At 68.1% G+C, this 25,001-nt stretch carries 26 protein-coding genes and 1 pseudogene; 13 read left to right on the top strand and 14 right to left on the bottom strand.

The genetic code is table 11. The annotated features are described in order from the left end of the window. Positions 1-38 precede the first annotated feature (38 nt). Positions 39-218, bottom strand: a complete 180-nt coding sequence (locus DRV84_RS10000; RefSeq protein WP_115979972.1) for a hypothetical protein — start codon at positions 216-218, stop codon at positions 39-41. A 378-nt stretch (positions 219-596) separates the two neighbouring features. Between DRV84_RS10000 and DRV84_RS09995 the strand changes: the two genes are divergently transcribed. Together DRV84_RS09995 and DRV84_RS09990 are read left to right on the top strand one after the other, a co-directional pair. Continuing rightward, complete coding sequence (locus DRV84_RS09995) at positions 597-995, top strand: hypothetical protein (RefSeq protein ID WP_115979969.1); 399 nt, start codon at positions 597-599, stop codon at positions 993-995. Beyond that, positions 995-1,375, top strand: a complete 381-nt coding sequence (locus DRV84_RS09990) for a hypothetical protein (protein WP_115979967.1) — start codon at positions 995-997, stop codon at positions 1,373-1,375. The genes DRV84_RS09995 and DRV84_RS09990 overlap by 1 nt, the downstream gene beginning before the upstream one ends. A gap of 345 nt (positions 1,376-1,720) precedes the next feature. Here the strand turns inward: DRV84_RS09990 and DRV84_RS09985 are convergent, their stop codons facing one another. Both DRV84_RS09985 and tspO read right to left on the bottom strand, forming a co-directional pair. Next, on the bottom strand, positions 1,721-2,473 hold the full coding sequence (locus DRV84_RS09985) for a sulfotransferase family 2 domain-containing protein (protein WP_115979964.1): 753 nt from the start codon (positions 2,471-2,473) through the stop codon (positions 1,721-1,723). A gap of 174 nt (positions 2,474-2,647) precedes the next feature. Then, on the bottom strand, positions 2,648-3,139 hold the full coding sequence (gene tspO, locus DRV84_RS09980; protein WP_115979961.1) for a tryptophan-rich sensory protein TspO: 492 nt from the start codon (positions 3,137-3,139) through the stop codon (positions 2,648-2,650). A 273-nt stretch (positions 3,140-3,412) separates the two neighbouring features. Here tspO and DRV84_RS09975 point away from each other — a divergent pair, with 273 nt between their 5' ends. Next, positions 3,413-4,039 carry a TetR/AcrR family transcriptional regulator gene (locus tag DRV84_RS09975; protein WP_115979959.1) on the top strand — a complete coding sequence of 209 codons (627 nt, stop codon included), beginning with the start codon at positions 3,413-3,415 and terminating at the stop codon, positions 4,037-4,039. Positions 4,040-4,093: 54 nt separating this feature from the next. Here the strand turns inward: DRV84_RS09975 and DRV84_RS09970 are convergent, their stop codons facing one another. Then, entirely contained in the window at positions 4,094-5,140 is a 1,047-nt protein-coding gene (locus DRV84_RS09970; RefSeq protein ID WP_115979957.1) for a sodium-dependent bicarbonate transport family permease, read from the bottom strand. A gap of 509 nt (positions 5,141-5,649) precedes the next feature. On the opposite strand from DRV84_RS09970, the gene cysG reads away from it, so the two are divergent. The 7 genes from cysG (at position 5,650) to DRV84_RS09935 (ending at position 12,568) form a co-directional block, all read left to right on the top strand. Beyond that, complete coding sequence (gene cysG, locus DRV84_RS09965) at positions 5,650-7,059, top strand: siroheme synthase CysG (RefSeq protein ID WP_115979954.1); 1,410 nt, start codon at positions 5,650-5,652, stop codon at positions 7,057-7,059. Next, on the top strand, positions 7,059-7,355 hold the full coding sequence (locus DRV84_RS09960; RefSeq protein WP_115979951.1) for a DUF2849 domain-containing protein: 297 nt from the start codon (positions 7,059-7,061) through the stop codon (positions 7,353-7,355). Before cysG ends, DRV84_RS09960 begins: the two co-directional genes overlap by 1 nt. Positions 7,356-7,376: 21 nt before the next feature. Further along, the gene (locus tag DRV84_RS09955; RefSeq protein ID WP_115979948.1) at positions 7,377-9,062 is read left to right on the top strand and encodes a nitrite/sulfite reductase; all 1,686 of its coding nucleotides are present in this window, start codon (positions 7,377-7,379) and stop codon (positions 9,060-9,062) included. Further along, positions 9,052-9,825, top strand: coding sequence for a phosphoadenylyl-sulfate reductase (locus DRV84_RS09950; RefSeq protein WP_115979946.1), 774 nt, complete (start codon positions 9,052-9,054; stop codon positions 9,823-9,825). Before DRV84_RS09955 ends, DRV84_RS09950 begins: the two co-directional genes overlap by 11 nt. Continuing rightward, on the top strand, positions 9,822-10,223 hold the full coding sequence (locus DRV84_RS09945) for a DUF934 domain-containing protein (protein ID WP_115979943.1): 402 nt from the start codon (positions 9,822-9,824) through the stop codon (positions 10,221-10,223). Before DRV84_RS09950 ends, DRV84_RS09945 begins: the two co-directional genes overlap by 4 nt. A 67-nt stretch (positions 10,224-10,290) precedes the next feature. Beyond that, positions 10,291-11,139 (top strand): ferredoxin--NADP reductase, encoded by an 849-nt coding sequence (locus DRV84_RS09940; protein ID WP_115979940.1) that lies wholly within the window; start codon positions 10,291-10,293, stop codon positions 11,137-11,139. A 235-nt stretch (positions 11,140-11,374) separates the two neighbouring features. Continuing rightward, on the top strand, positions 11,375-12,568 hold the full coding sequence (locus DRV84_RS09935; RefSeq protein ID WP_115979937.1) for an aminomethyl transferase family protein: 1,194 nt from the start codon (positions 11,375-11,377) through the stop codon (positions 12,566-12,568). A 62-nt stretch (positions 12,569-12,630) separates the two neighbouring features. Here DRV84_RS09935 and DRV84_RS09930 read toward each other — a convergent pair whose 3' ends face one another. The 4 genes and pseudogenes from DRV84_RS09930 to DRV84_RS09915 all read right to left on the bottom strand — a co-directional run bounded on the left by DRV84_RS09930 (position 12,631) and on the right by DRV84_RS09915 (position 17,184). Then, a complete protein-coding gene (locus DRV84_RS09930; RefSeq protein ID WP_115979935.1) occupies positions 12,631-14,058 on the bottom strand; it encodes a mannose-1-phosphate guanylyltransferase/mannose-6-phosphate isomerase in 1,428 nt (475 codons plus the stop codon). Positions 14,059-14,070: 12 nt separating this feature from the next. Beyond that, complete coding sequence (gene fcl / locus DRV84_RS09925) at positions 14,071-15,039, bottom strand: GDP-L-fucose synthase (protein ID WP_115979932.1); 969 nt, start codon at positions 15,037-15,039, stop codon at positions 14,071-14,073. A gap of 4 nt (positions 15,040-15,043) precedes the next feature. Then, a pseudogene (gene gmd, locus DRV84_RS09920) lies at positions 15,044-16,163 on the bottom strand (GDP-mannose 4,6-dehydratase). 289 nt (positions 16,164-16,452) lie between these two features. Continuing rightward, entirely contained in the window at positions 16,453-17,184 is a 732-nt protein-coding gene (locus DRV84_RS09915; protein WP_115979929.1) for a phosphoadenylyl-sulfate reductase, read from the bottom strand. 409 nt (positions 17,185-17,593) lie between these two features. Here DRV84_RS09915 and DRV84_RS16250 point away from each other — a divergent pair, with 409 nt between their 5' ends. After that, positions 17,594-18,181, top strand: coding sequence for a transposase (locus tag DRV84_RS16250; RefSeq protein WP_115979926.1), 588 nt, complete (start codon positions 17,594-17,596; stop codon positions 18,179-18,181). Here the strand turns inward: DRV84_RS16250 and DRV84_RS09905 are convergent. The 3 genes from DRV84_RS09905 to DRV84_RS15630 form a co-directional block, all read right to left on the bottom strand. Then, positions 18,087-18,404 (bottom strand): type II toxin-antitoxin system RelE/ParE family toxin, encoded by a 318-nt coding sequence (locus tag DRV84_RS09905; RefSeq protein ID WP_115979924.1) that lies wholly within the window; start codon positions 18,402-18,404, stop codon positions 18,087-18,089. The two genes, DRV84_RS16250 and DRV84_RS09905, sit on opposite strands and share 95 nt — an antisense overlap. Next, entirely contained in the window at positions 18,401-18,670 is a 270-nt protein-coding gene (locus tag DRV84_RS09900; RefSeq protein WP_115979922.1) for a hypothetical protein, read from the bottom strand. The genes DRV84_RS09905 and DRV84_RS09900 overlap by 4 nt, the downstream gene beginning before the upstream one ends. Positions 18,671-18,833: 163 nt before the next feature. Continuing rightward, the gene (locus DRV84_RS15630) at positions 18,834-19,025 is read right to left on the bottom strand and encodes a hypothetical protein (protein ID WP_158547793.1); all 192 of its coding nucleotides are present in this window, start codon (positions 19,023-19,025) and stop codon (positions 18,834-18,836) included. A gap of 768 nt (positions 19,026-19,793) precedes the next feature. Here DRV84_RS15630 and mreB point away from each other — a divergent pair. Then, positions 19,794-20,843, top strand: a complete 1,050-nt coding sequence (gene mreB / locus DRV84_RS09890; protein WP_239995046.1) for a rod shape-determining protein — start codon at positions 19,794-19,796, stop codon at positions 20,841-20,843. Here the strand turns inward: mreB and DRV84_RS09885 are convergent. The 3 genes from DRV84_RS09885 to DRV84_RS09875 are packed head-to-tail and all read right to left on the bottom strand — an operon-like array spanning position 20,840 to position 23,119. Further along, positions 20,840-21,697 (bottom strand): transglutaminase-like domain-containing protein, encoded by an 858-nt coding sequence (locus DRV84_RS09885; RefSeq protein WP_239995045.1) that lies wholly within the window; start codon positions 21,695-21,697, stop codon positions 20,840-20,842. The two genes, mreB and DRV84_RS09885, sit on opposite strands and share 4 nt — an antisense overlap. Further along, complete coding sequence (locus tag DRV84_RS09880; RefSeq protein WP_115979912.1) at positions 21,694-22,746, bottom strand: permease; 1,053 nt, start codon at positions 22,744-22,746, stop codon at positions 21,694-21,696. The genes DRV84_RS09885 and DRV84_RS09880 overlap by 4 nt, the downstream gene beginning before the upstream one ends. A 55-nt stretch (positions 22,747-22,801) precedes the next feature. Continuing rightward, positions 22,802-23,119 (bottom strand): ArsR/SmtB family transcription factor, encoded by a 318-nt coding sequence (locus tag DRV84_RS09875; protein ID WP_115979909.1) that lies wholly within the window; start codon positions 23,117-23,119, stop codon positions 22,802-22,804. Between the two features lie 303 nt (positions 23,120-23,422). Between DRV84_RS09875 and DRV84_RS09870 the strand changes: the two genes are divergently transcribed. Beyond that, positions 23,423-24,376 (top strand): DMT family transporter, encoded by a 954-nt coding sequence (locus DRV84_RS09870; protein WP_239995044.1) that lies wholly within the window; start codon positions 23,423-23,425, stop codon positions 24,374-24,376. Positions 24,377-25,001 lie beyond the last annotated feature (625 nt).

Below are 25,001 nucleotides of genomic sequence, written 5' to 3'. Positions count from 1 at the left end.
CTTTTGGTGTCCGGGGCAAGACGGGCTTCGGCTGCGGCTCAGTCAAGGTCCGTGAGCCGGACGAGCGCGCAGCCGGGGCGTGGCATCTCCCCGAGGCATTCGACGAGCCCGGCCGCGCGGAGTTCGCTCGCGTGGAACGCGTGGATCGCGGCCACCCCGCCTGCGGCGAGGATCTCCTGCAGAGCGTCGAGCGCGCGGTCGGAAAGATAGGTCTTCATCGTCAGGGCCTCCTGTCTTGGGTGGACAGGAGGTGGATGCGTCTCGCGCATCGCGGAAACGGAAGTTGGAAAATTTTTCTCCTGTGATTTCCCCGCCTTGAGGGCCGCGCGCCAAGACTCCTGAGTGCTGGAACCCGCCTCTGCACGGAGGCAGATGGCCGCTCCGGTTGCCTCGATCGACCTCTGCTTCGTCGAACGGGATCGCCGGCCGCACCGCCAATGACGGCGCCGGCAGGGCGCAGACCCTCGAGACAAAGCCCTCGAAAGCCCCGCCCGGCCCGGGCTGCGCGGCCCTCCTCGTGAGGCCGCGCAGCACCGGCCGCGGCGCTGACGCCGGTTCATGGGGAGCCGGCGCGACCAGAGAAGAAAGGTCCCACAATGCACGACTTCCCACGCCCCGGCGCGCACCTGCGTTTCCTGCACCGCGCGAGCGAGTTCCTCCGGTGGCTCAGGTCGGACGGCGACCGCCTCGTCGCGGCGGCCGATCTGCTCGGCGGCGAGGACTGGCGCCGCCGCGCCGACCGTGTCGTCCGCGCCGCGCGCGAAGGTCACGACCTCGTGGCGCGACAGCCCGACCTTCGGGCGCTGCGCGATCTCCTATTCCTCGAGCACATCGACGGACGCGACACCCCCGAGGCGCGCCGCTTCATCGCGCTGGATCCGGACGATCCGCGTTGCCGCGATGCGCGGCTCTGCGCCGATATCGTCGACGTCGGTGTGCGCGCGCTGGAGGCCCTGCGTCTCGCGGGGATCACGAGCTTCAAGGAGGCCGCCTAATGGACCGGACGACGACCGACCCGCTCACCGCTGCGCGCGAAAAGACGCGGCTCGCTGCGCGCTGGCTCAATCTGCTCGCCTTCAAGCCGGCGCCGGGCGGCCCGAGCGTTTCGCCCTCCATGTCGCACTATCACGACATGCTCGACCCCGAGACGACCGACGCCCGCCGCCTCGGCGCGTGTCTGGCGCTCTTGAAGCCTGTCCTGCGGGCGGTCGACCAGGAGCGGATGAAGGGTGAAGAGGCCTACGCCAATGCGCGGTCGCCCGATCCTTACAAGGCGATCTGGCAGACGACGGAACGCGGCGCCGCGCTCGAAATCATCGGAGCGTTGATCGCGCACGCCATCGAGACCTTCGAGGCCGAGGGGGTCGAGTTCTGAGACGGATAAGCGGGGCCGCGCAAGCGGCCCTGCTGCCCGGCTGGGGGTGCGCTCGCGTGGCTCATGGGGCGCGTATTCATGCACCTGCGTCGCAGGCGTGTGATCGACCCCGCTTCGAAGGCGCAATATTCTTTCCCATCCCTCCCGAAGCTCGCAGGATTTACTCAAATCGCTGATCGACAGCGCTCGCAATAAAGTCGAGGGTGAGGGCAAGTAGTACGCGTGCAAAACGGAGATGCGAAACGTCTTCTGTGCGCCAACCTCCACATCAACCTTTTCGTTCAGGCGATTTAATGTCGGCGTGAAGGTCGCATAAAACGCGCCAACGGGAACGCGTAAAAATGCTCAAAATGATGACCCGCCAAATCTTGCGCACATGCCTTCATATATCTCAAAGTCCTTGCTGAATAAATTCTCGATCTTCCTTTTCTGATCTCTTGGAATTTCAAAAAATGACTTCTGTGACTTGTTGGAATGGACAGCCTCGGCCTCGTCCAGCGGTTGTTGTCCGAGTGCTGTGCGCACATGATTGACTCCGGGCAAGAGGTCTTCGAGTCTGAATATAACGTCGAGTAGGCAGCGCCCGTGATCGTCTACGATGTCGGGCCACATTGCCGCCGTGTGCGTCTGGAAGTGAAGTCCGTAAGGAGAGCTGTTCGCTGGCGACTCTTGGCACTCCTCAATAGCATCGAGGAAGCGGGTGAAATCATACCTAAAGACGCCTCGAAACTTAAGTTGACGAGCCATGGAGAGGCGGAGGCGTAATTGTTGTTTCAGGCGCCGCTTCTTGTTCCAGAGGTAGAAAAACTGGCTTAGGCAGCGATCGTAAGGGTTTCTGGAGAAGGCGACGCGGAGATGTCGGTCAAAATCTTGCGGATAAAGAAATTTTTGAGCAAACAAGCAACGTCTAAATTGGTACTGACCAAGAACGACACGATAGTTGTTGAGTATGTCGTTGTATTCTTCTTCCATCGACTGAATGAAGCAGGCCGGACGTTCCACTCTATCGACCTCAGTATACAACGGATAAAGCATCTTTCGCGTTGAGATGCCTGCGCTCTTCTTGATGTGCAGCCAGAAGAGTTTATCCTTTTTCATGATTTTAAGCTCGACCTCCTGCCCAAGTAACCCTCGTTGAACTTTACCGTCTGGAATGCCTCGTGACAAGGTTCTTCCGCTTGAGGTGGTCGTTACTCAGCCGTCCAAAGTGAGCTCAGTCGAGGAAGCGGGGCGCGTCCCTACCGGCCTATTGCAAATAATTTGGGTTGAAGGCTACCTCTTGCCTGTCACGGCGGCCTCGTCCCTCTGCGCGTCATCCCGGCCCCGGTTGCGCAGCCAGACGGAGGTGTTCAGCGCGAGCGCGTAGGTGCCCCAGATCAGGTATGGCACCATCATCAGCGCGGCGGTCATGTCGAGGCTCCAGAAGGCGACCGTCGTGGCGAGGACCGTCACCCAGAGCGCCGCAATGATCAGGGCCCCGGCCAGCATCCGGTGCAGGCCGAAGAATACGCCGGACCACAGGGTGTTGATCGTGATCTGCAGCCCCCAGAGCCCGAGCGCGAGGTCGTTGTCCGGCACCTCCGCGATGCGCGCCGCGGCAAGGGCGATCAGGACGTAGAGAACCGCCCAGATCACCGGGAACAGCCGATTTGGCGGCGTCCAGGTGGGCTTGTCGAGGCCGCGATACCACGCCCCGGGCCGAAAGAAGACGCCCGCCATCCCCGCCGCGGCGCAGGTCAGCAGAAACACCGGGAACAGGGCCATGCGATATCCTTTCCGAAACGCTCACGCGTCAGGATAGCCGACCCGCGGTGCCGGCCGGAATGCGCTGGATCAATCCGGCGACAGTCTCCGCACCGCCGCGCTGGGCTGGACCGCCACGGTCACGCGTGCCGCCTTGTTTTGGGCCGGCGCGGGCGAAAGTCCTGCGGCCGCCGGCAGATCGACCATCCGTTTCCCAAGTATCTTTTCGCCGCTTGCCCCGGCGGCGTGCGGTCGGCTACGCGCAGAACGATCGGTTCAAAAATCAGGTGATCCATGGCTGAAGCCCGCGGCCGACCTATAGGCTTCGAGGACGGTGAGGCGCTCGACGCGGCGGTCATGTTTTTCTGGACGCACGGCTACGAGGGCGCCTCGGTGGACGCGCTCTGCCGTGAGATGAACATGCCGCGCGCCACCCTCTACGCGCGCTTCGGCGACAAGGAGGGGCTCTTCCGCGCGGCGGTCGCGCGGTATGCCGAGACGCGGGTCGCGCCGGTCCTTTCGGCGCTCTGGGCGGGCGGCGGCCTGCGCGCCGATCTCGAGGCGTTCTACGCCGCAGTGCTCGCGCTTTGCACGGCGAACGAGGCGGCGCCGGGCTGTCTCATCTCCTGTGCGCTGGCGGATGCGGCGGGCGCCAACCCGGCCTTCCGCGAGGAGCTCGCCGAGCGCTTCGCCGCGATGGAGGAGCGCATTACGGCACGGCTCGTCGCGGCCGGCTGGGACGCCCGCGCCGCGACCCCGCCCGAGGTGGCGGCAGGCCTCGCCGCAACGCTCGCGCGGGGCCTCACCCTCGCCGCGCGCGCCGGCACCGCGGAGGCTGAGCTGCGCAAGACCGCCGCCGCGGCGACGCCGGCGATCCTGCGCCTCGCCCCGGAGCACGTCGTCGCTGTCTGCGAGGCGTGAGGGGCGCGGCCTCCTCCACCATCCGGTAGGGCATGACCCGCGCCGCACCGGCCCTCAGAGACCGATCAGCTTGTCCGCGAGCGCCATCCACAACGGAATGGAGAGGATCGCCACCGGCGTTCCGAGCCCCGTCGAGGCGCCGACGTAGGCCGACGGGTTCGCTTCGGGCAGGGCGCCGCGCAGCGTCGGCGGGCCCGAGATATCGGAACTCGACGCCGCCATCACCGCCAGCAGCACTGCGCCGCCGCCCGAGAAGCCCATGAGCTGATGCAAAGCGACCCCGGCCGCGAGCCCCAGCGCGCCGTGGATCAGGGGCGCTGTGAGCCCGAAGAGGACGTAGGCGTGGGCGACCTTGCGCAACTCCGAGAGCCGCGACCAGGCCTCCATCCCCATCGTCAGCATGAGGAGCGAGAGAAGACCGCGGAAGAGCGGCTCGTAGAAGTCCGCGTAGACGACGTCGGGCCGCGCGACGAGGCCGATGGCGAGCCCGAGCAACAGGGCCGAGATCGCCGGGCTGCGCGCCGTCTCCGACAGGATGTCGCGCAGGCCGCCGGGCCCGAGGCCCCCGCCGCCGACCGCGACCGTCGCCGTGCCGTCCGGGCCCGGCGTCGCCGTCCCGCGGGCCGCCGACACCCGCGCGAGCACGATGGCGGTGATGAGCGCCGCCACATCCATGAAGGGGTAGAGGACGCCGATGTAGCCCTCGTAGGCGACGCCTTCGCTGTCGAGCACCGCCATGCCCGCCGCGAGCGTGGAGGCGGACACGGCCCCGAACAGCCCCGCGGTCGCCATGCCGTCCATCCGGCCCACGCCCGGCCAGACGGCCAGCGAGCGCGCGCCGATCAGCACGAGCGCGATGCCGAGGGCGACCGCCGCCGCCGCCGGGGCCGCGAGCGTGACCGGGTCCGCTTCGCGCAGCGAAATCCCCGCGCCGAGCCCCACCTTTAACAGCAGGAGCAGGACGATGAGCTTGTAGACCTGCTCCGGCACCTCGAGCCGGCTGCCGAGCGCCGCGAGAAGCATGCCCCCCATCAGGAATGCCAGCGTCGGTTTCTGCGCCTGAGTGAGCAACGTGCCCGCGATCTCTGCCAGTATGTCCATGTCCCTGCGCCCCGATATTATGCGTCCGGTGCACATGGCGCGTCCCTCGGCAAAAGAAAAATTGATTAAATGTATTAAGTCGTTCTCTTATAAGGAACGGACGTTAAGGTGCCCCCTGGGCAGGCGCACGCGCGAACCGCAGCGCGGCGAAGCAGCGCGTCAGGGTCCGACCGGCGCGACAGCGCTGGGTCCCGCCGCTCGGACGCTTCGATCTCCTCGGCAGGCTCTGAATCTGACCATGGGAAACCAGAAGGTTTCTCCGAACCGGTTATCGACGCCGTCGTCGGGTCCGTCGAGATCCAGGTCGTGCCGTCCGGGGCGGAGGGTAGTCGACTGAGAGCGCGGTCTGTGGAGCACGCGTTCTGCGGTGCGACGCCGTATGCGGACGTTCTTTGTGTTAAGGCGGTATTTTAGGGCAGTATTTCCTTATTTATGCCGGTATATGGCCAAATATCGGAACATTATTCTAAGTCTCGCCTCGGGACACGGCGGACCCGGAGGCGCGAGACATGCAGCATTTTCCGATCTTCGTGGCGCTGGCCGGCCGGCGCGTTGTGCTCTCGGGCGGCGGCGAGGCGGCCTGCGCCAAGCTGCGGCTGCTTCTGAAGACCGAGGCGCATCTGACGGTCTTCGCGCCCGATCCGGCGCCCGACATCGCGGCCTGGGCGGCGGAGGGGCGGTTGCGCCTCCTGCGTCGGGCGATGGAGCCGGGGGACACGACCTGCGCCGCGCTCTTCTACGCCGCCGACGAAGACGTGGCCGAGGACGCCCGCACCTCGGCCATCGCGCGGGCGGACGGGGCGCTGATCAACATCGTCGACAACCTCGGCGACAGTCAGTTCATCACGCCCGCCATCGTGGACCGCGACCCGGTCACGGTGGCGATCGGCACGGAGGGCGCCGCCCCGGTGCTCGCGCGGTCGATCAAGGCCGACCTCGAGGAACGGCTGCCCACGCGGCTCGGCCTGCTGGCACGGGTGGGAAAGCGTTTTCGCTGCATGGCCGCGGCGCTGCCGGCCGGGCGCAAGCGCCGCGATTTCTGGGCGGATTACTATTATGAGGCGGGGCCCCGCGCGGTGGAGGGCGTCGAGACCGGCGACGCCGAGGCGCGGGCGCAGGGCGCGCTCAACGACCTTCTGGCGCGGCATTTGTCGGAGGACGAGGCGCCTGGGCACGTCTTCTTCGTCGGCGCTGGGCCGGGCGATCCGGAGCTTCTGACGCTCAAGGCGCGCAAGCTGCTCGATACCGCCGACGTGGTGATCCACGACCGGCTGATCGCGCCGGAGATCCTCGATCTCGCCCGGCGTGAGGCGCGCATGATCTCCGCCGGGAAGGAGGGCTTCGGCCCGTCGGTGGCGCAGTCCGAGATCAACGACCTGATCCTGCAGCACGTGAAGGCGGGCGCGCAGGTCGTGCGGCTGAAGTCCGGGGATCCGGGGGTCTTCGGTCGCCTCGATGAGGAGATCGAGGCGGTCAGCGCCGCCGGTCAGCCCTACACGGTGGTCCCCGGCATCACCGCCGCGGCCTCCGCCGTCGCCGGGATCGGGCAGAGCCTGACGCAACGCGCGCGCAATGCCTCGGTGCGCCTGCTGACGGGCCACGACATGAAAGGCTTCGCCGATCACGACTGGACGGCGCTCGCGAAGCCGGGCGAGGTCGCGGCGATCTACATGGGCAAGAAGGCTGCGCGCTTCATCCAGGGGCGGTTGATGATGCACGGCGCGGACCCCGCGACGCCGGTCACGGTGGTCGAGAACGCCTCGCGCGCGGATCAGCGGGTGATCGCGACGTCGCTCTCCGGGCTCGCCGCCGAGCTCACCGCGGCGCAGCTCTCCGGCCCCGCGCTCCTCCTCTACGGGCTCGCGCCCCGGGCTGCGGCGGAGGTGATCCCCGAGCTGCCCAGACAGGAGGTGCTCTGATGCCCCGTCCCTTCACCCCGAAGGTCGTCACCGGCAACGCGCTCCTTGAGGGGGACGTCGTCTATCTCGCCGCAGACGGAAGCTGGACGCGCGATCTGGCGCGGGCCGAACTGCTGACCGACGAGGCGGATGCGCAGGTCCGCCTGATCGAGGCGCAGGCGCGCGCGGGCGAGGTGGTCGGCGTCTATCTCGCCGACATGGCGGAGGGTCCGGACGGCCCGGAGCCGACCCATTTCCGCGAGGCGTTCCGGCGCGCCGGACCCTCTGGTTACGTCTTCGCCAAATCCACGAGCTGAGCCCCGCGACGGGAGAGCGACATGTATCGTTACGACGACTTCGACGCGGCCTTCGTGGCCCAGCGCAACCGCCAGTTCCGCGCGCAGGTCGAGCGCCGCATCGACGGGAGCCTGACCGAGGAGGAGTTCAAGCCTCTGCGGCTGATGAACGGGCTCTACCTGCAACTGCACGCCTACATGCTGCGGATCGCGATCCCCTACGGCACGCTGCGGTCCGCGCAGATGCGCCAGCTCGCCCATATCGCCGACACCTGGGACAAGGGCTACGGCCATTTCACGACCCGGCAGAACATTCAGTTCAACTGGCCCCGGTTGCGCGACGTGCCTGATATCCTCGACGCGCTGGCGGAGGTCGAGATGCACGCCGTCCAGACTTCCGGCAACACGATCCGCAACGTGACCGCGGACCACTTCGCCGGCGCGGCCGCGGACGAGGTGGCCGACCCCCGGCCGGTGGCGGAGCTCATCCGGCAGTGGTCGACCGACCACCCCGAGTTCCAGTTTCTGCCGCGCAAATTCAAGATCGCCGTCACCGGAAGCTCGAACGACCGCGCCGTGACGGCGGCGCACGACATCGGCCTGCGGCTCGTCGAAAGGGAGGGCGAGATCGGCTTTCAGGTGCTCGTGGGCGGCGGCCTCGGCCGGACGCCGATGATCGGGAAGGTCATCGCCGAGTTCGTCCCGTCGGAGGATCTGCTGGCCTATCTGGGAGCGGTCGTCTCGGTCTGGAACCTGCTCGGCCGGCGCGACAACAAGTTCAAGAGCAGGATCAAGATCACCGTGCACGAGCACGGCATTGAGGCGATCCGCGATATGGTGGCGGCGCGGTTCGCGGAGATCCGGCCCGGCTTCTCCGGCGTCGATCAGGAGCGGCTGGCGGCGATCACTGCGCAGTTCGCGCCGCCGCCGTTCCGGACCGCCTCGACCGCGTCGTTCGATGCAGCCTACGCGGAGGATCCCGTTTTCCGCGCCTGGGCGGACACGAACCTGTTCCCGCATCGCGCCGAGGGCTATGCCATCGCCCAGATCAGCCTGAAGGCGCACGGCGCGACGCCGGGCGACGCGACCTCGGCGCAGATGCGCGTGATGGCGGATATCGCCGAGCGCTTCGGCCATGATGAGCTGCGCATCTCGCACGAGCAGAACGTGGTGCTGCCCCATGTGCACAAGGCGGACCTGCCGGAGGTGCACGCGATCCTCAGGGCGCACGGCCTGGCGACGGCCAACATCGGTCTGATCTCGGACATCATCGCCTGCCCGGGGCTCGATTACTGCGCGCTGGCCACGGCGCGCTCGATCCCCGTCGCGCAGGAGATCGCGACGCGCTTCGACGCGCTGAAGATCGAGCACGAGATCGGCGACCTGAAGATCAAGATCTCGGGCTGCATCAATGCCTGCGGCCACCACCACGTCGGCCATATCGGCATCCTCGGCCTCGATCGCGCCGGGGTGGAGAACTACCAGATCACGCTCGGCGGGGATCACACGGAGACGGCGAGCCTCGGCGAACGCACCGGCCCTGGCTTCGCCGCCGACGAGATCGTCGGCGCGGTGGAAACCATCGTCGAGACCTACCTGGCCGAGCGCGCCTCGCCCGGGGAGACTTTCATCGAGACCTACCGCCGGGTCGGCATGGCCCCGTTCAAGGCCGCGCTCTACCCGGATACCGCGAAACCCGCCGTGGGAGGCGCGAGCGATGCGGCCTGAGCGGATCGAGCCCGAGACGTCGCCGGCGCGTGATCCGGAGGCGCTGCGCGCGCGGGCGGCGCGGCTGAACGCGCGCGCAAGGCATTTCGACGCGCGGGAGGTGCTGCGGACCGCTCTGGACGATCCCGAGACCGGAGAGATCGCGCTCGTGTCGAGCTTCGGCGCGGAGTCGGTGGTGCTGCTGCATCTCCTTGCGCTGACGGACCCCCGGGTGCCGGTGCTCTTCATCGACACGCGCCTCCTTTTCCCGGAAACGCTGAGCTACCAGCAGGAGGTCGCGGCGCATCTCGGCCTGCGCGACGTCCGCGTGTTGCGGACGGACGCGGCGCGCATCGCGCGCGAGGATCCCGAGGGCGCGCTCAGGACCAGAGACACCGATGCCTGCTGCGCGCTGCGCAAGACGGAGCCGCTGGAACGCGCGCTGTCGGGGTTCGACGGCTGGATCACCGGGCGCAAGCGATATCAGTCGCCGGGGCGCGCGGATCTGCCGTTCTTCGAGGCCGAGGCGGCGCAGGGCCGGATCAAGGTCAATCCGCTCGCCGGCTGGAAGCTCGAGGATGTGCGCGCACACATGGCGCAGCACGACCTGCCGCGCCATCCACTGGTGGCGCAGGGCTACCCCTCCATCGGGTGCTGGCCCTGCACCTCGCAGGTGGCCGAGGGCGAGGACGTGCGGGCCGGGCGCTGGCGCGGAGAGGACAAGGACGAGTGCGGCATCCATTTCCTTAACGGCCGCGCCGTGCGGCAAGGAGCGACCCAATGAGCGTGATCGTCACCGACGCGGGCTTCCGGCCCGACGACTGGCAGGGCGGCTTCGCCACGCTCGGGGAGGGGGGCGCCCCCGGGGTCGATCTGCCCCCCGACACCGACCCGGCGGCGCTGGACCGGCTGCCGGAGGGGGTGGAGATGGTGCGCATCGCCTTCCCGTCCTCGGCCGACGGGCGCGGCTTCACCCTCGCGCGGCTTCTGCGGCTGCGCGGCTATCGCGGCCGGATACGGGCCCATGGCCATGTGATCGCCGACCAGTACGCGATGGCGCGGCGCTGCGGCTTCGACGAGGTGGAGATCGACGCGGCCCTCGCTGCGCGCCAGCCCGAAGAGCAGTGGCGCGCCCGCGCGCGCTGGCAGGCGCATGATTACCAGGCGCGCCTGCGCGGCTGAGGCGCGACGCGTCCCCTTGCAGCGATAGACCCAACAGGCGGCGCGAGCGGCGCCGGAGAGAGGTGCGATGACCCATCAGACTGCCGTGAGCGACGGCCTTCCGAGCCGCCGCTCGACCCATCCCGACGCGCAGACCGTGACGCAGGTGCGCCACTGGACCGATCGGCTGTTTTCGTTCCGCGTGACGCGCCCCGCGAGCCTGCGCTTTCGTGCGGGTGAGTTCGTGATGCTCGGGCTCATGGGCGCACCCGATGCGAGGACCGGCAAGGCCAAGCCGCTCCTGCGCGCCTATTCCATCGCGTCCCCGCCATGGGACGACGAACTGGAATTCTACTCGATCAAGGTGCCGGACGGCCCGCTGACGTCGCGGCTGCAGCATATCGTGCCGGGCGACGGGATCATCCTGCGCCCGAAGCCGGTGGGCACCCTCGTCCACGACGCGCTTCTGCCCGGCAAGCGGCTCTGGCTCTTCGCGACGGGGACCGGCATCGCGCCCTTCGCCTCGCTCCTGCGTGATCCGCAGACCTTCGAGGACTACGACGAGGTGATCCTGACCCACACCTGCCGCGACAGGGGCGAGCTCGCCTATAGCGCGGAGCTTCTCCGGTCGATCCCGGAAAACGCGCTCCTCCTGGAACTGCTCGGCGCGGAGAACCTCGCGAAGCTGCGCTATTACCCGACGACCACGCGCGAGGAGAGCTCGGTCATGGGCCGCATCACGGACCTCATGCGCGCGGGCAAGCTTTTCACGGATCTGGGCGTGCCGCCGCTGTCGCCCGAGCACGACAGGGCGATGGTCTGCGGCAACCTCGCCTTCAACCTCGAGATCAAGGCGCAGCTCGAGGGCTACGGCCTCCGCGAAGGGGCGAACTCGACGCCGGGTCATTACGTCCTGGAGAAGGCGTTTCTCGACTGAGACGCTCCTGCGCGTGTCCGGCGCTGCGGCGGTTGCGTGGCAAGGATACGCGGCTCCGGGGCGCCGTTCAGGCGCCGCGGACGCGGGGTCTCGGTCGAAAATGTCGGACATGCACTCTGAACGGGCGGTCTTGGGCGTCCGGAGCCACGTGACCGCGCGTAACCGTCATGATCAGGGAAACGCGCTGTGCGTCGCTCCGAGCGGCCGGGCAGCGTCACGTATGGAGGGAGGAACCATGCGGGACTTCACGGACGATCTGCGCTTCGCGGTGCTGCCGCAGGTGGGCGACGGCGAGCAGAGGAGCGAATTCGCCGGCACCATGGCGACGCATCCGCTGGTGCATCAGGAACTCGCCTACGCGCCGGAATACACCCTCTACAACCGCCGGCTCACCGCCGTGGCGATGGGCGCGATCCCGCCGGACGAGGCGTACTGGCGCCTGCGCCGCCAAGCGGTCCTGCGCCACACGGGCGAGCTGCCGATCGAGGTGCGCGGCCCGGATGCCGAGCGGCTCCTCGACCGCGTCTTCACGCGCGACGTCTCGAAAGTGCGCGTCGGGCGGTGCAGCTATCAGATCGCGTGTTATGCCGACGGCGGCATGATCCTCGACGGCGTACTGGTGCGCCTCGCCGAGGATCGCTTCTGGTACGGGCAGGCCGACGGCGACCTGACGCACTGGCTGCGCGCGCATGCGCAGGACCTCGACGTCGAGGTGACCGACCCGCAGGTCTGGATCAGCCAGGTGCAGGGGCCTGACTCGCTCCGCGTGCTCGCGGCGGCGGTGGACGGCGCCTACCCGGAGCCCTTCCGCTACTTCGATGCGGCGCGGGTCACCATCGCGGGGCAGGAGGTGGTGATCACCCGCACGGGCTTCACCAACGAGCTCGGCTGGGAGGTCTACCTCGGCCCCGAGATCGATGCCGCGGCCGTGGGCGCACGGCTGCTGGAGGCGGGCGCGCCCTACGGTCTGACGCCTGTCGCCATCGGCGGCGCGCGCCGCATCGAGGCGGGGCTCCTGAACGCGGGCGCGGATTTCGACGGCTCGGTGACGCCCTTCGCCGCCGGGCTCGGCGCCATGGTGAGCGTCAGCAAGGGCGACTACGTCGGCAAGGCCGCACTGGAAGGCGCCGACCGCCGCTGCCGGACGTGGGGCCTGCGCGTGGCGGGCGGCGTCGCGCGGCTCGGTCCCGTGCTCTGGCAGGCGGGCGCGCCGGCGGGCCGCGTCTGCTCCAGCGCGTGGTCGCCCTATCAGGCGTGCGGCGTGGCGATCGTGCGCCTCGAGAACCCGGACCTCGGCCCCGGCACGCGTCTCGAGGTCGCCTGCCGCGACGGCGTGACCCGCGATGCCGAAATCTGCGCGCTGCCGATGTACGACGCCGAGCGCCGCATCCCGCGCGGCGATCTCGTGGACATTCCCGAGCGGCCCTGAGCCTTCGAGCATGAGCAGAGGCGGCTTTGTCGCAACCAAGCCGCCCCTCGCGCCCATCCTGTTCACCCCCTCCTGTACACGTCCTCATACCGCGTGATGTCGTCCTCGCCGAGGTAGGCGCCGGTCTGGACCTCGATGAGGACGACGTCGAGCTTGCCGGGGTTCTCGAGGCGGTGTACGGCGCCGAGGGGGACGTAGACGGACTGGTTCTCGGAGACGAGTTGGGTGGCGTCGTCGATGGTGACCTTCGCGGTGCCTTCGACCACGATCCAGTGTTCGGCGCGGTGGTGGTGGGACTGGAGCGAGAGGGCGGCGCCGGGCTTCACGACGATGCGCTTCACCTGGAAGCGCGGGCCGGTGACGAGGCTCTCGAAGCTGCCCCATGGGCGGTGATCGACGGGGAGCTGCACGGCCTGCGCCGCGCCCTCGGCCTTCAGCGCCGCGACGGCCTCCTTCACGCGCTGCGCCTCGCTCTTCTTCGCCACGAGGACGGCGTCGGGCATGGCCACCGCGACGATGTCCTCGAGCCCGAGGCCCACGATGCGCTGGCCGCCGCTCTCCGCGCGCAGGAGCGTGTCGCGGCAGTCGATCGCCGTGGCGCCGTCACCGGCCACGGTGCCGTCGGCGTCCGGCCCCGCCTCCTGCCAGACGGCGTCCCAGCCGCCGAGGTCGGACCAACGCCCGGCGTAGGACATGACGGCGAGGTCCTCGGCCTTCTCCATCACCGCGTAGTCGATTGAGATGTCCGGAAGCGTGGCCCATGGCTCCGGCGAAAGCCGGGTGAAGCCGAGGTCGGCCTCGGCCCCGGCGAGCGCGGCCGCGACGCCCTCGAGCACCTCCGGCGCGTGGCGCGCGTAGGCGTCGCGCAGCGCGTCCGCGCGGGCGAGGAAGATGCCGGCGTTCCAGAGATGGCGGCCGGAGGCGGCCATCTCGGCGGCGCGCGCGGCGTCGGGCTTCTCGACGAAGCGGGCCAGTGGCTGCGGCGTTTCGGCCCCCGCCTCGGCCTCGGGGGCGAGCTCGAGGTAGCCGTAGCCCGTCTCGGCCCGCGTGGGCGCGATGCCGAAGGTGACGAGCGCGCCCTCGGCCGCGCGCGGCGCGGCGGCGGCGACGGCGGCGCGGAAGGCCTCCGGCTCCGGCATCACGTGGTCCGAGGGCGCGGCGAGGACGAGCGCCTCCGGCTCCCGCTCGGCGAGCCAGAGCGCGGCGGCGAGCACGGCGGGCGCGGTGTTGCGCCCCTCGGGCTCGATCAGCACCGTCTGCGCGGCCTGCTCCACGCCGGCGAGCTGCTCGGTCGCGATGAAGCGGAAGGGCTCGGCGGTGATCACCAGCGGCGCGGCGAAGCCCGGCCCGGAAAGCCGCCGCGCCGAGGCCTGAAAGAGGCTCTCGGGCCCGGTGAGCTGCGCGAACTGCTTCGGGTAGGACTTCCGCGAGAGCGGCCAGAGCCGCGTGCCGGAGCCCCCGGCGAGGAGGACGGGATGGATCGGGGTCATGTGTTCTCCCGTTCAGGCCCGTACCCGGGCCGCGTTCTCCAGATACCAGCGATAGGTCGCCTCGACACCCTCGCGGAGGCCGATCCTCGCGCGCCAGCCCATCGCCGTGAGGCGCGAGACGTCCATCAGCTTGCGCGGCGTGCCGTCGGGCTTCGTCGGATCGGTCTCGATCCGGCCCGTGAAGCCCGTGACCTCGGCCACCATCCGCGCGAGCTCGAGGATCGAGATGTCCTCGCCGGTGCCGACGTTGATGTGGCTGAGCATGGGCTCGGTGTTGGCCTCGTAGGTGGCCCGGTCGAGGTCGAGCACGAAGAGGCTCGCCTCGGCCATGTCGTCGACGTGCAGGAACTCGCGCCGGGGCCTGCCGGTGCCCCAGATGGTCACGCGCTCGGCGCCGGTCTGCGTCGCCTCGTGGAAGCGGCGGATCAGGGCGGGCAGGACATGGCTGTTCTCGGGGTGGAAGTTGTCGCCCGGGCCGTAGAGGTTCGTCGGCATGACGGAGCGATAATCCCGCCCGTATTGCCGGTTGTAGCTCTCGCAGAGCTTGATGCCGGCGATCTTGGCGATGGCGTAGGGCTCGTTCGTGGGCTCGAGCGGGCCCGTCAGCAGCGCGTCCTCCGCCATCGGCTGCGCCGCGTCGCGCGGGTAGATGCAGGACGAGCCGAGCTGCAACAGCCGCTCGACGCCGGCCTCGTGGGCGGCGTGGATCACGTTTGCCGCGATCATCAGGTTCGCGTGGATGAACTCGGCCGGGTAGGTGTTGTTGGCGTGAATGCCGCCGACCTTCGCCGCGGCGAGGATCACGACGTCGGGCCGCTCGGCGGCCATGAAGGCACGCACGGCCGCCTGATCGGTGAGGTCGAGCTCGGCGTGCGTGCGGGTGATCAGATCGAGATCCTCCCCCGCATCCCGCCGCGCCTCCAGCTGCCGCAGGATGGCGCTCCCCACCATGCCGCGGTGGCCGGCGATGTAGATCTTCATGGCCTCAGCCCTCCTGCGCGACGGGGATGTCGTAGCCGTTCTCGCGCAAGAGCGCATGGCGCCGTGCGGTCTCGAGGTCGGCGGCGACCATCTCGGCGCACATCTCGCGGGCGGTGATCTCGGGCGTCCAGCCGAGCTTCGCCTTGGCCTTCGCCGGGTCGCCGAGGAGCGTCTCGACCTCGGCGGGGCGGAAGTAGCGCGGGTCGATGCGCAGGATCACGTCGCCGGGCCGCACGGCCGGGGCGCTGTCGCTGCGCACGCGGGCCACGCGGGCGATCTCCTCGACGCCCTCGCCCTCGAAGGTGAGCTCGATGCCGAGCTCCTCGGCGGCCCAGGTGATGAACCGGCGCACGGAATACTGTTCGCCGGTGGCGATCACGAAATCCTCCGGCGTCTCCTGCTGCAGCATCATCCACTGCATGCGCACGTAGTCCTTCGCGTGGCCCCAGTCGCGCAGCGCGTCGATGTTGCCCATGTAGAGGCAGTCCTGCAGGCCCTGCGCGATATTGGCGAAGCCGCGGGTGATCTTGCGGGTGACGAAGGTCTCGCCCCGCCGCGGGCTCTCGTGATTGAAGAGGAGGCCGTTGCAGGCATACATCCCGTAGGCCTCGCGGTAGTTCACCGTGATCCAGTAGGCGTAGAGCTTCGCCACGGCGTAGGGTGAGCGCGGGTGGAAGGGCGTCGCCTCGGTCTGTGGCACCTCTTGCACGAGGCCGTAGAGCTCCGAGGTCGAGGCTTGGTAGAAGCGCGTGGTCTCATGGAGCCCGAGGAACCGGATGGCCTCCAAGAGCCGCAACGTGCCCATCGCGTCGACGTCGGCGGTGTACTCCGGGCTCTCGAAGCTCACCGCGACATGGCTCTGCGCGCCGAGGTTATAGACTTCATCAGGGCGCACCTCCGCGAGGATCCGCGTGAGGTTGGATGTCGGTGAGATCGCCGTAATGCAGCTGCAACCGCGGGTCGGGATCGTGCGGATCCTGGTAGATGTGATCGATCCGCTCGGTGTTGAAGAGAGAGGCGCGGCGCTTGACTCCGTGCACCTCGTAGCCCTTCGCGAGGAGGAACTCCGCGAGGTAGGAGCCATCCTGCCCGGTGATGCCGGTGATGAGCGCGCGTTTGGTCATATCGTCTCTCTCCGGGCACGAGGGCGTCCCGTCTTTCAGGACAGGGCGCCGCAGCCGGTCCACTTTGCGACAAATCCAGCCGATCACCGGTATGGTCAGCGGAGGGTTTCCAAGTGGTTAACAAGCCGCCGAAGCCGGTGGTGCGTGAGGTCGGCGTGGCCGTGGCCAACCCAAGCGGCTGGCGCGATCGCTTTCTTGCTGGTGGGGCTATGCAGGGCAGGGCGCCTCGGAGGCGGCGCGCGGTGGACTGGCGACCGACCTCAGTGCCGGCGCCAGAGGGCGCGTCCGTTCACGCGTCTCCGGCCGGGCCGCGCCGCACTTCGCCGCCGGAGATGTGGATGCCGCATTCGGTTTTTTCCGCGCCCGGCCAGCGACCGGCGCGGGGGTCTTCGCCCGGGTCCACGGGCATGGTGCAGGGCCAGCAGCCGATCGAAGGGTAGCCCTCGGCGACCAGCGGGTGCTGGGGCAGATCGTACGCGGTGATGTAGTGGGCGACGTCGTCGGCCGTCCAGTGGGCGAGGGGGTTCACCTTGATCCGCGGCGGGGCGTCGGGCGGGCGCTCGACCTCGAAGGGGTCCAGCGTCGCACGCTCTGCGGTCTGGTAGCGCTTGCGCCCGGTGACCCAGCCGTCGAACCTGGCGAGCGCCGCCTGCAGCGGCTCCGTCTTGCGCAGGGCGCAGCAGGCGTCCGGGTCCTCGTGGTAAAGCGTGTCGTCCGGATCGACGGCGCGGATGCGCTCGGGGTCGGGGCGGATGACCTCCAGCCCCGCGAGCCCGAGGCGGTCTGCGAGCATGTCGCGATAGGCCAGCGTCTCGGGAAAGAGCCGCCCGGTATCGACGAGCAGCACCGGGGCGCGCGGGTCGATCCTGGCTGTCATGTGCAGGAGCACCGCCGAGTCCGCGCCGAAGGAGCTGACCACCGCGACGCGTCCCATGGCGTTGAGCGCGTGCGCCATGATGTCCCAGCCGGGGCGGCCGAAAAACCAGCGGTTCAGCATTCTGACGCGCGCGTCGAGCGACATAGGTCTGATCCCGGATGCGAACTTCGATAAGAAGGTAGCTGCCCGCCGCGCGCGCCCCCAATGCGGCTAAGCGCCGCCCATCATCGCACACTGGGCGCGGCGCCGGGCGGACCTGTTTCGGCCGCCGCGGCCCGGCCCGGCACCGCCGCCAGCATGCGCCGCGCTGCATCGCGCGACCCCGGCCAGCGGATCCTCCACAGATCAGGGTCGGTCGACGCGGAGTGATCGAAGTATCAACCCACCTTATTCATCGAAATCGGGGGAGATGGCTGGCGTGCCCGCGAAAGCTCTGTAGAATCAAGTTGCTACACGAAACCCGACAGCAACGTTCGGAGCACGCCACGGGTGGAACGCGACAGCCGGTCGCCACGGGGTTCAACAGGTCCCTGCGCGTCGAGAGCCGGGCCGAGTGGCTGACTGGTGGTTCGGCAGGACCGTGGCCCCCGATGGGGCCGTGGTGCTGCGCGAGGTCCTCGAGCGGAGCGGCATCGTCGAGTGGATGATCCCTCAGCTGACCGATCCGCGGCGCCGGGAGGACGTGGTCCATGACCTCCCCTCGCTGATCCGGACGAGCGTTCTGCTCGCCGCGCAGGGCTGGCGCGACCACGACGACGCGGACGCGCTCAGGGACGATCCCGCCTTCCGGCGGGCGGCCAGTTCGGCCTCCGGGCGCACCCCGCTCGACCGCCCGCATGGCTTGGCCTCGCAGCCCACGCTGTCGCGCTTCACCGCCATCATGGCGGAGCCGTCCAACCGGTCCGAGCTACGCAAGGCGGCCCTCGAGCTCGGCGCCCGGGCCCCGCGCGCTGAGCGGGGCGGCAAGCGGCCCCGGCGGCTGACCCTCGATGTCGACAGCCTTCGCATCGAAGTCCACGGCCACCAGCCCAAGCCCGAGTCGCACGTCAGCGTCGGCGTTCCTTGCTCCGCGCGATCCAGTCGGCGCCGGCATAGGCGACGGCGTGCACGTGAACTTCGCGGCTATCGTCGTCCACTGTGAACGCGACGACCGCTTTTCGGCCGGCGGGAACGGCGCGCAATCCTGGAGCGATCTCGTCGCGACGGCTGCCCTTGTGCGGCAGGTTGGCCAAGGCCTCGATCGTCGCTTCGATTTCCTCCAGCCGGCGCTCTGCCACCGCGGAGCCGGCGTAGTCCATCAGCCATGCCGTTATGGAATCGAGATCCTCGGAAACGGCAGGATGAAATCGGATGCGGTAGCTCACGTCTTACTGGCGGTTCGAAGCCGCGCACGGGCGGCGCTGAAGGCTTTTTCGGCCGAGACATAGTCGGCGCGGGGCGTGCCGAGGCGGGCGCGAAGCTCCTCGGTCATCGCGGCAAGCGCCAGCTCGCGTTCCTCGTCATCCCGCATCATCTGTTCAAGAGCGGCTGCCACAGCCGCGCTCTGCGTCGCGAACACGCCCTCGTCAACCTTCTCGACGAGAAAGCGATGGTGGCGGTCGGTGAAGCTCAGCGTCGTCTTGACGGTCATGTGGACACTCCGAGTATGACTTGGTCATATAGCTTGTCACCTGCACGCCTGCAAGGCTTCCGCGTGGGGAGCCGGGCAGAGCGGCTGACCGCGCGTTCGGCAGTCCGGTGCAACCGACGGGGGCGCGCAAGCCTGCTGAACGGGGCCGTGGTGCTGCGCGAGATCATGGAGCGAAGCGGCATCGTTGAGTGGATGATCCCGCAGCTGACCGATCCGCGGCGCCGGGAGGAAGAAGCGGCCCCGCCGCATCGTGCTCGTCGTCCAGGAGCGCGAAGACAACCTGCTGCTCGACCGCTTCTTCCTCGTAACCTCGCTGGACCATGGCCAGATGAGCCGACAGGAGGTACTCGACCATGACCGCGAGCGCGGCCCCCGCCGAGGGTCATATGGGCGAACTGAAGGACGTCCTCGGCCCCGCGCTCTCATCGACCAACCGGCCGAAGTCGCACTGGCGGGGTCAGAGGCCGCCGAGCGGCTCCGAGGCCGTCGATGCCTTCGCCCCGCACACCAGGTCCGGCTGCTCATCTCGCTCCTGACCTATCAGCTGACGCACATCGCCCGCCGCGCCATGGCGCACATCACCGGGGCGGCTGGAGCTTGCGCCACCCGCGCGATCACGTGCGCCGCGCCGGCTCTCGGCTTGTCCTCTCGGGCGGACGGATGACGCTCGTGCTCTCAAGAAAAGCCACGCCCCTCTGGGCTCTCCTCTGGCCGCGGATCGCCCGGATGCACTGGGCTGGTCCTTGAGCCCGCTCCGGCGGACCGTCTTTCGAGCCACAAGTGAATGCTGCCTGACCACCGGCGTCATCGCGCATGCGAGGTCATTCCCTCCGGAACACGCGTTCGTTGCCACGAGGAGCCAACCCGCAGGCTATGCGTGTATGGCCGCCGTCCACCAGTCGTCCACGCTCCTCGATGCCCCGTCACCCCCTGCGCCGGGCCATCAAACAGGCCCCGAGCAGCGTTCGGCGAATATTGCGGGATCAAAGTCCGCACGTTCAGTATCGCATCGCGGCATGACGAGGGCGTTTTGAGTTGACAGCTTATCGATAGATTAAAAAATATGACCGGCGAGATCATTTTGTGACCTTGTGATAGCTTGCGTTATGCTTCAAATATGTGCATGGGTGCCACAACACAGGGCGCACCGATGCTTTCACACAATATAGGCGTTGACCTGGGAACGGCCAACACGGTCATCGTTACTGCAAGAAAAGGCATCGTGCTTGACGAGCCGTCTGTGGTCGCCTTTCAAAATTCGAAAGGCAAGAGAAACTTCTTGGCCGTGGGCGAAGATGCGAAGCTCATGCTTGGCAAAACCCCGCAAAGCATCGTTGCCAGTCAGCCGTTGAGTGACGGCGTGATCGCGGATTTTGATTACGCCGAAACAATGATAAAACAATTCTTCAAGAAGGCTACGCCCCGAAGCAGGTACTTGAAGCTCAAGACTGTCGTCTGTGTGCCTTTCGGCGCCACTCCTGTCGAAAAAAGAGCTATACAACAGGCGATTAAATCTGCCGGTGCGAGCTCCGCTGGCCTGCTCGAAGAGCCGATGGCCGCTGCTTTGGGTGCGAACCTCCCGGTATTGACGCCAAAAGGATCAATGGTGGTCGATATTGGTGGGGGGACCACTGAGATTGCAGTTGTTGCCCTTGGCGGTATCGTTGAGGCGACGTCTATAAAGACAGGTGGCAATCATTTTGATTCCGCGATTATCCAGAGTGTTAAAAAGAGATTGAATCTGCACATAGGAGGGGCAACAGCTGAGCAAATCAAGCTTGAAATCGGCTCCGCCAACTGCCCATGTCTGGCAGATGATAAGGAACCATTACAGATTTCAGGCGTCGGCAGTACGGATGGAATTCCAAAATCCGAAAGTATTAACCAGAAAAGCTATTCAGTCGCGGTGAAGCCTTTAATTGATAATATCGAGATCGCGATTAGAAATGTTCTCGAGCGAACGCCTCCTGACGTGGCGTCCGATGTTTACGAATATGGTATAACCCTTACGGGCGGCGGCTGTCTCTTGAAAGACTTGGATATCGAGCTGACAAGGCGCCTAAAAATCCGTGTTGTAGTTGCAGAGAACCCGAAATATTGCGTAGCCTATGGTGCAGCTCGTGCCGTCCAGATGGGTAAAAAGTTCGTTCATGCTATAGAGTACGACGTTTAGCGGATACCCGAAAACGCCAGCCGGATGCGCGGCGCCTCGAAGGGGATGACCTCTCCCCCGAGCACAGCGACCGGCTCGATCAGCGCCGTCATCTCGGAGATGCCCAGATCGGGAAACGCGAGGCCCATCGAGTGAAAGCAGGCGAGGCGGCGGCCCGGTTTCGGGTTGAGGCCGGGATGGATGTCGCGACGCCCGAGTTTCAGGTGATGGGCGATGTCCCACTCCGCGCTCGCGCCGTCGATCCGGGTGACGACCCAGCAATGGCCGTCCTCGCAGGTGCCGCCCTTCTCCTCAGGGAAGAAGAAGCCCGTGACGTAGCCCGCCTCGATCCCGGCGGCGCGGAGCGCGGCGATGAAGTAGGTGTTGATGTCCACGCAGGAGCCCTCGACGAGGCCGCAGCCGAGGGCCGGCACGACCTCGAACCCGTCGTTGAAGCGCGCCTCGGGGTGGCCGTAGGTGAAGCGGGCGGCGACGTGGTTCGCCACGGCGCGGGCGCGCTCGAGGCCCGCGCGGTCGCCGGCGATGTCGTCGACCTCCGCGACCAGGTCGTCCGCGTAGCGCGTGAAGCGCGAGGGGTGGGGCGTGAAGATCGCGTCGGGGTAGGCGCCGCAAGAGGGGTCGAAGCGGAAGGTGACGGCGATCTCGTCGCCCTCCGGCGCCAAGCGATAGGCCCGTTGCCCCGTGGTGGCCTCCTCGATCGCGTCCATCCCGGGCGTCGCGACCGGCGCCCATCTGCCGTGCGGGGTCACCAGCCCGCCGGGGATGAGGACGGCCTCGGCGCCCTCGGGCACTCTGGCGGAATAGGTCATCTGCATCGGCGGGGTCTCCACTGGCACGGGCGGTGCCGCGGTCATGTCAGGCTCGCGACGAGCTGGAACAGGACGCCGGCGGCGAAGGCCCCCGCGAGCGAGAGCGCGATATAGAGCGCGAAGACCGGCGGCCGCGCCAGCGCCCAGACCGCCACGGCGGCAGGGATCGAGGTGACCCCGCCCGCGACGAGGAAGGCCATGCCCGCGCCGGGCGCCATCCCCTGTTCCATCAGGCCGCCGACGAGCGGCAGGGCGGCATAGCCGTTGAGATAGGCGGGCACGCCTACCACCGTCGCGGTCAGGATCGGCATGAGCCCCTCGCCGCCGAGCGTGGCGGTCACCGTCTCGGCCGGGATCCAGGCGAGCATCAGGCTTTCGAGGAGGAAGGCGAGCGTCAGCCACTTGGCGAGAAAGAGCGTCGTACTCGTGGCCTCGCGCGCGAACTTCGCCCGCCGCTCGGGCAAGGTCCAGAAGCGCCAGACGACGGGCTTCGGCGCGCGCACCTTGGACCCGCCGCATCCCCCGTCGCCGATGCCGGGGCGCAGCGGATCGGCGAGCGCGGCGGTGCCGGACAGCAGATGCACCACGAGGCCGCCCACCGCGCCGAGGCCGATCGCGGCGAGGGTCTTGGCCACGGCGAACTGCAGATCGAGGACGCCCGAGGTCAGCACGAACATGGACGGGTCCATGATCGGAGAGGCCAGCCAGAAGGCCATGACCGCCGAGAGCGGCACGCCCATCGCCAGAAGCGCGGCGATCAGCGGGATCACCCCGCAGGAGCAGAAGGGCGACAGCCCGCCTGCTGCCGCGCCGAAGACGATCATCAGGAGCGGCGCGCCGGTGAAGGCCTTCGCGATCAGGTTGTCGGCCCCTGTCGCCCCCGCCCAGGCAGCGATGGCGATGGAGAGGACGAGATAGGGCGCCGTTTTCAGAAGCGCGGCGCCCGTGAAGACCGCGCTTTCCCCCGCCTGCGCCGGGGCGAAGACGGCCAGCACGGCGAGGATCAGGGCGGAGACCAGCCAGACCCGCTGCGTCGTCCAGAGGCTCCGGAGCGCGGCGCGCGACCCGGTGGTGGGGAGTGTCGTGTCGGCCATCACCGGACCTCCGGTTTTCTGGTTGTTTCAGGCATGAAAGGGCAGGGCTCGCGCGTCACGCGGCATCCTCCGACGTGTGAAGGGCGACCCCGGAGCAGCACTCCGACGTGAGGAAATCGAGGACCCGATGCATGGCGGGGTAGTCGACGCGGTTCAGCACCTCGCGCCCGTGCTTCTCCTGTACGACGAGGCCCGCGTCCACGAGCGTCGAGAGGTGATGCGCGAGCGTCGAGGGCGCGAGGCCGAGGTGCTCTCCGATGTCGCTCACGCGCAGACCCTCCGCTCCGGCTTTCACCAGAAGCCGGAAGATCGACAGCCGCGCGTCATGACCGAGCGCGGCGAGCGCGCGGGCGTTGGGGCTCGTGATACTCATGGCAGGCATCGTAACCATATTTCTGGTTATGTCGAGTCGCTTTTCGTTCGGGGGGGTGCGGGTAGGCGCTCTCCGGGCATCGGGATCGCGCGTCGCGCCAACGGCGGTCACCTGGCGGGCCAGCCTCGACGAAGCGCCTCCGCGCGGGACACGTTGACAGCCGCATGCTGCGCGACTACGCGAGCCATGTTGCCGGCGTGATGGCGTCACGACGGTCGCATCCTGCTTTCCTGAGTTCCGTCCTGAACGCCCGGACGTGTCTTCCGCAGAGGTCTGCGGGAGCCATCGTTGTGAGGTGACGTCATGAGCCACGCTCCGAACCTGACCCGTGCCGCTGCGCCCGTATGGTCGAGCCCGACCAGCGGCATGATCTTCATGGCGCTCGCCATGCTGCTCCTGCCGATCGGCGACACCTTCGCCAAGCTGCTGACCGGCGTGATGCACCCGGTCGAGGTGACCATGTGGCGGATGCTGGCGCAGGGGCTCTGCCTGCTCCCGGTCGCGGTCCTGCTGCGCGATCGGTTGCGCGGCGCGATGTTCTCGCCGGTCGTCGCGCTCTCGGGTCTCCTGGTGATGATCACGCTCATCAGCCTCGTGACGGCGTTTTCCGTGATGCCCATCGCGACCGCCATCGCGATCTTCTTCGCAGAGCCGCTGATCCTGACGCTGCTGGCCGGCCCGCTTCTGGGCGAGGTGGCGGGGCCGCGCCGCTACGTCGCCGTGTGCGTCGGGCTGGCGGGGGCGCTCATCGTCATCCGGCCGGGGTTTTCCGAGTTCGGCGCCGCGACGCTGCTGCCGCTCGTCGCGGCCACGGCTTATGCGCTCAACATGATCCTGCTCCGCCGCATCTCCGGCACTCGCTCGGCGCTCACGGTGCAATGCGGGGCGACGGTCTACGCCGCGCTCGGCATGGTCATGTTCGCCGCGGGACTGGGGGCCAGTGGTCTCATCGATCTGACGCCGCTGGACCGGCCCGCCTGGACCTGGGGCGCGATCCTCGGCTGCGGCGCCTTCGCGGCAGCGAGCTTCGTGCTGATCGCGGAAGCGTTCCGCCGGGCCGAGGCGACGACGCTGGCCCCGTTCCAGTACCTGGAGATCGTCGGGGCCACGGCGGCCGGTTTCCTCGTCTTCGCGGAGTTCCCCGACGCGCTCACCTGGCTCGGCGTCGCGATCATCCTCGGCTCGGGCGCCTACATCGTCCACCGAGAGCGCCAACGCGACGCCCGCGTCCCGCGCCGCCGGCGCGGCGGACGCTGACGGTCGGGGCGCGGCCCGCGCTCGTCATAAGGCGCCGGCCGGGGGCGGCGTGCTTTGGGACGCGGATCGGTGCGCTGCCTCTTCTCGTGCAACGTTCGCTGTCTCGCTCGCCAGGGCGCTGAACGGGCCTGATCCGGGTCCGGCCGCGTGCCTGCACGGCGACGACGCCAGTCCGACGCGGACGCTGCACGCTTGCCGGTCGGGCGGCACACTTCCTCGCGACTCACCTCAGGTCGGCGGACGGGCAGGGGGCGGTGCCCCGGTCAGGCGATCACCGATTCGGAAAACTCGTGGCGAGAAGGCCACGGTGCGATCGCCCGCGCGCACCGGTGGTCGGCTGTCGGGTGCGGCGCGCGGCGCCGGGCCGAGAAGTGTAAACCGGGGGTGTAAACTTTCGGGCGGGGCGAGCGGCGGGTGCTCGCTAAGTTCTTGATTTTGCTTGGAGGCGAGTACCGGAATCGAACCGGTGTAGACGGATTTGCAATAGAGTTACACTTATGAAATAGCCAATAAAATATGGCTATATTGCGCCCAAAGTGCACCCTGTGTACAATTTTGTGTACAAGGATTATGGCTGTGGATGTGGGTAGAGTAGCTGCTGCGCAGCGTTACGCAGGCACACAAT

The sequence above is a fragment of the Rhodosalinus sediminis genome (assembly GCF_003385555.1).
GTDB classification, from domain to species: Bacteria; Pseudomonadota; Alphaproteobacteria; order Rhodobacterales; family Rhodobacteraceae; genus Rhodosalinus; species Rhodosalinus sediminis.
Note: the sequence above shows the minus strand (reverse complement) of the source record. Positions and strands in the feature narration are given on the sequence as shown.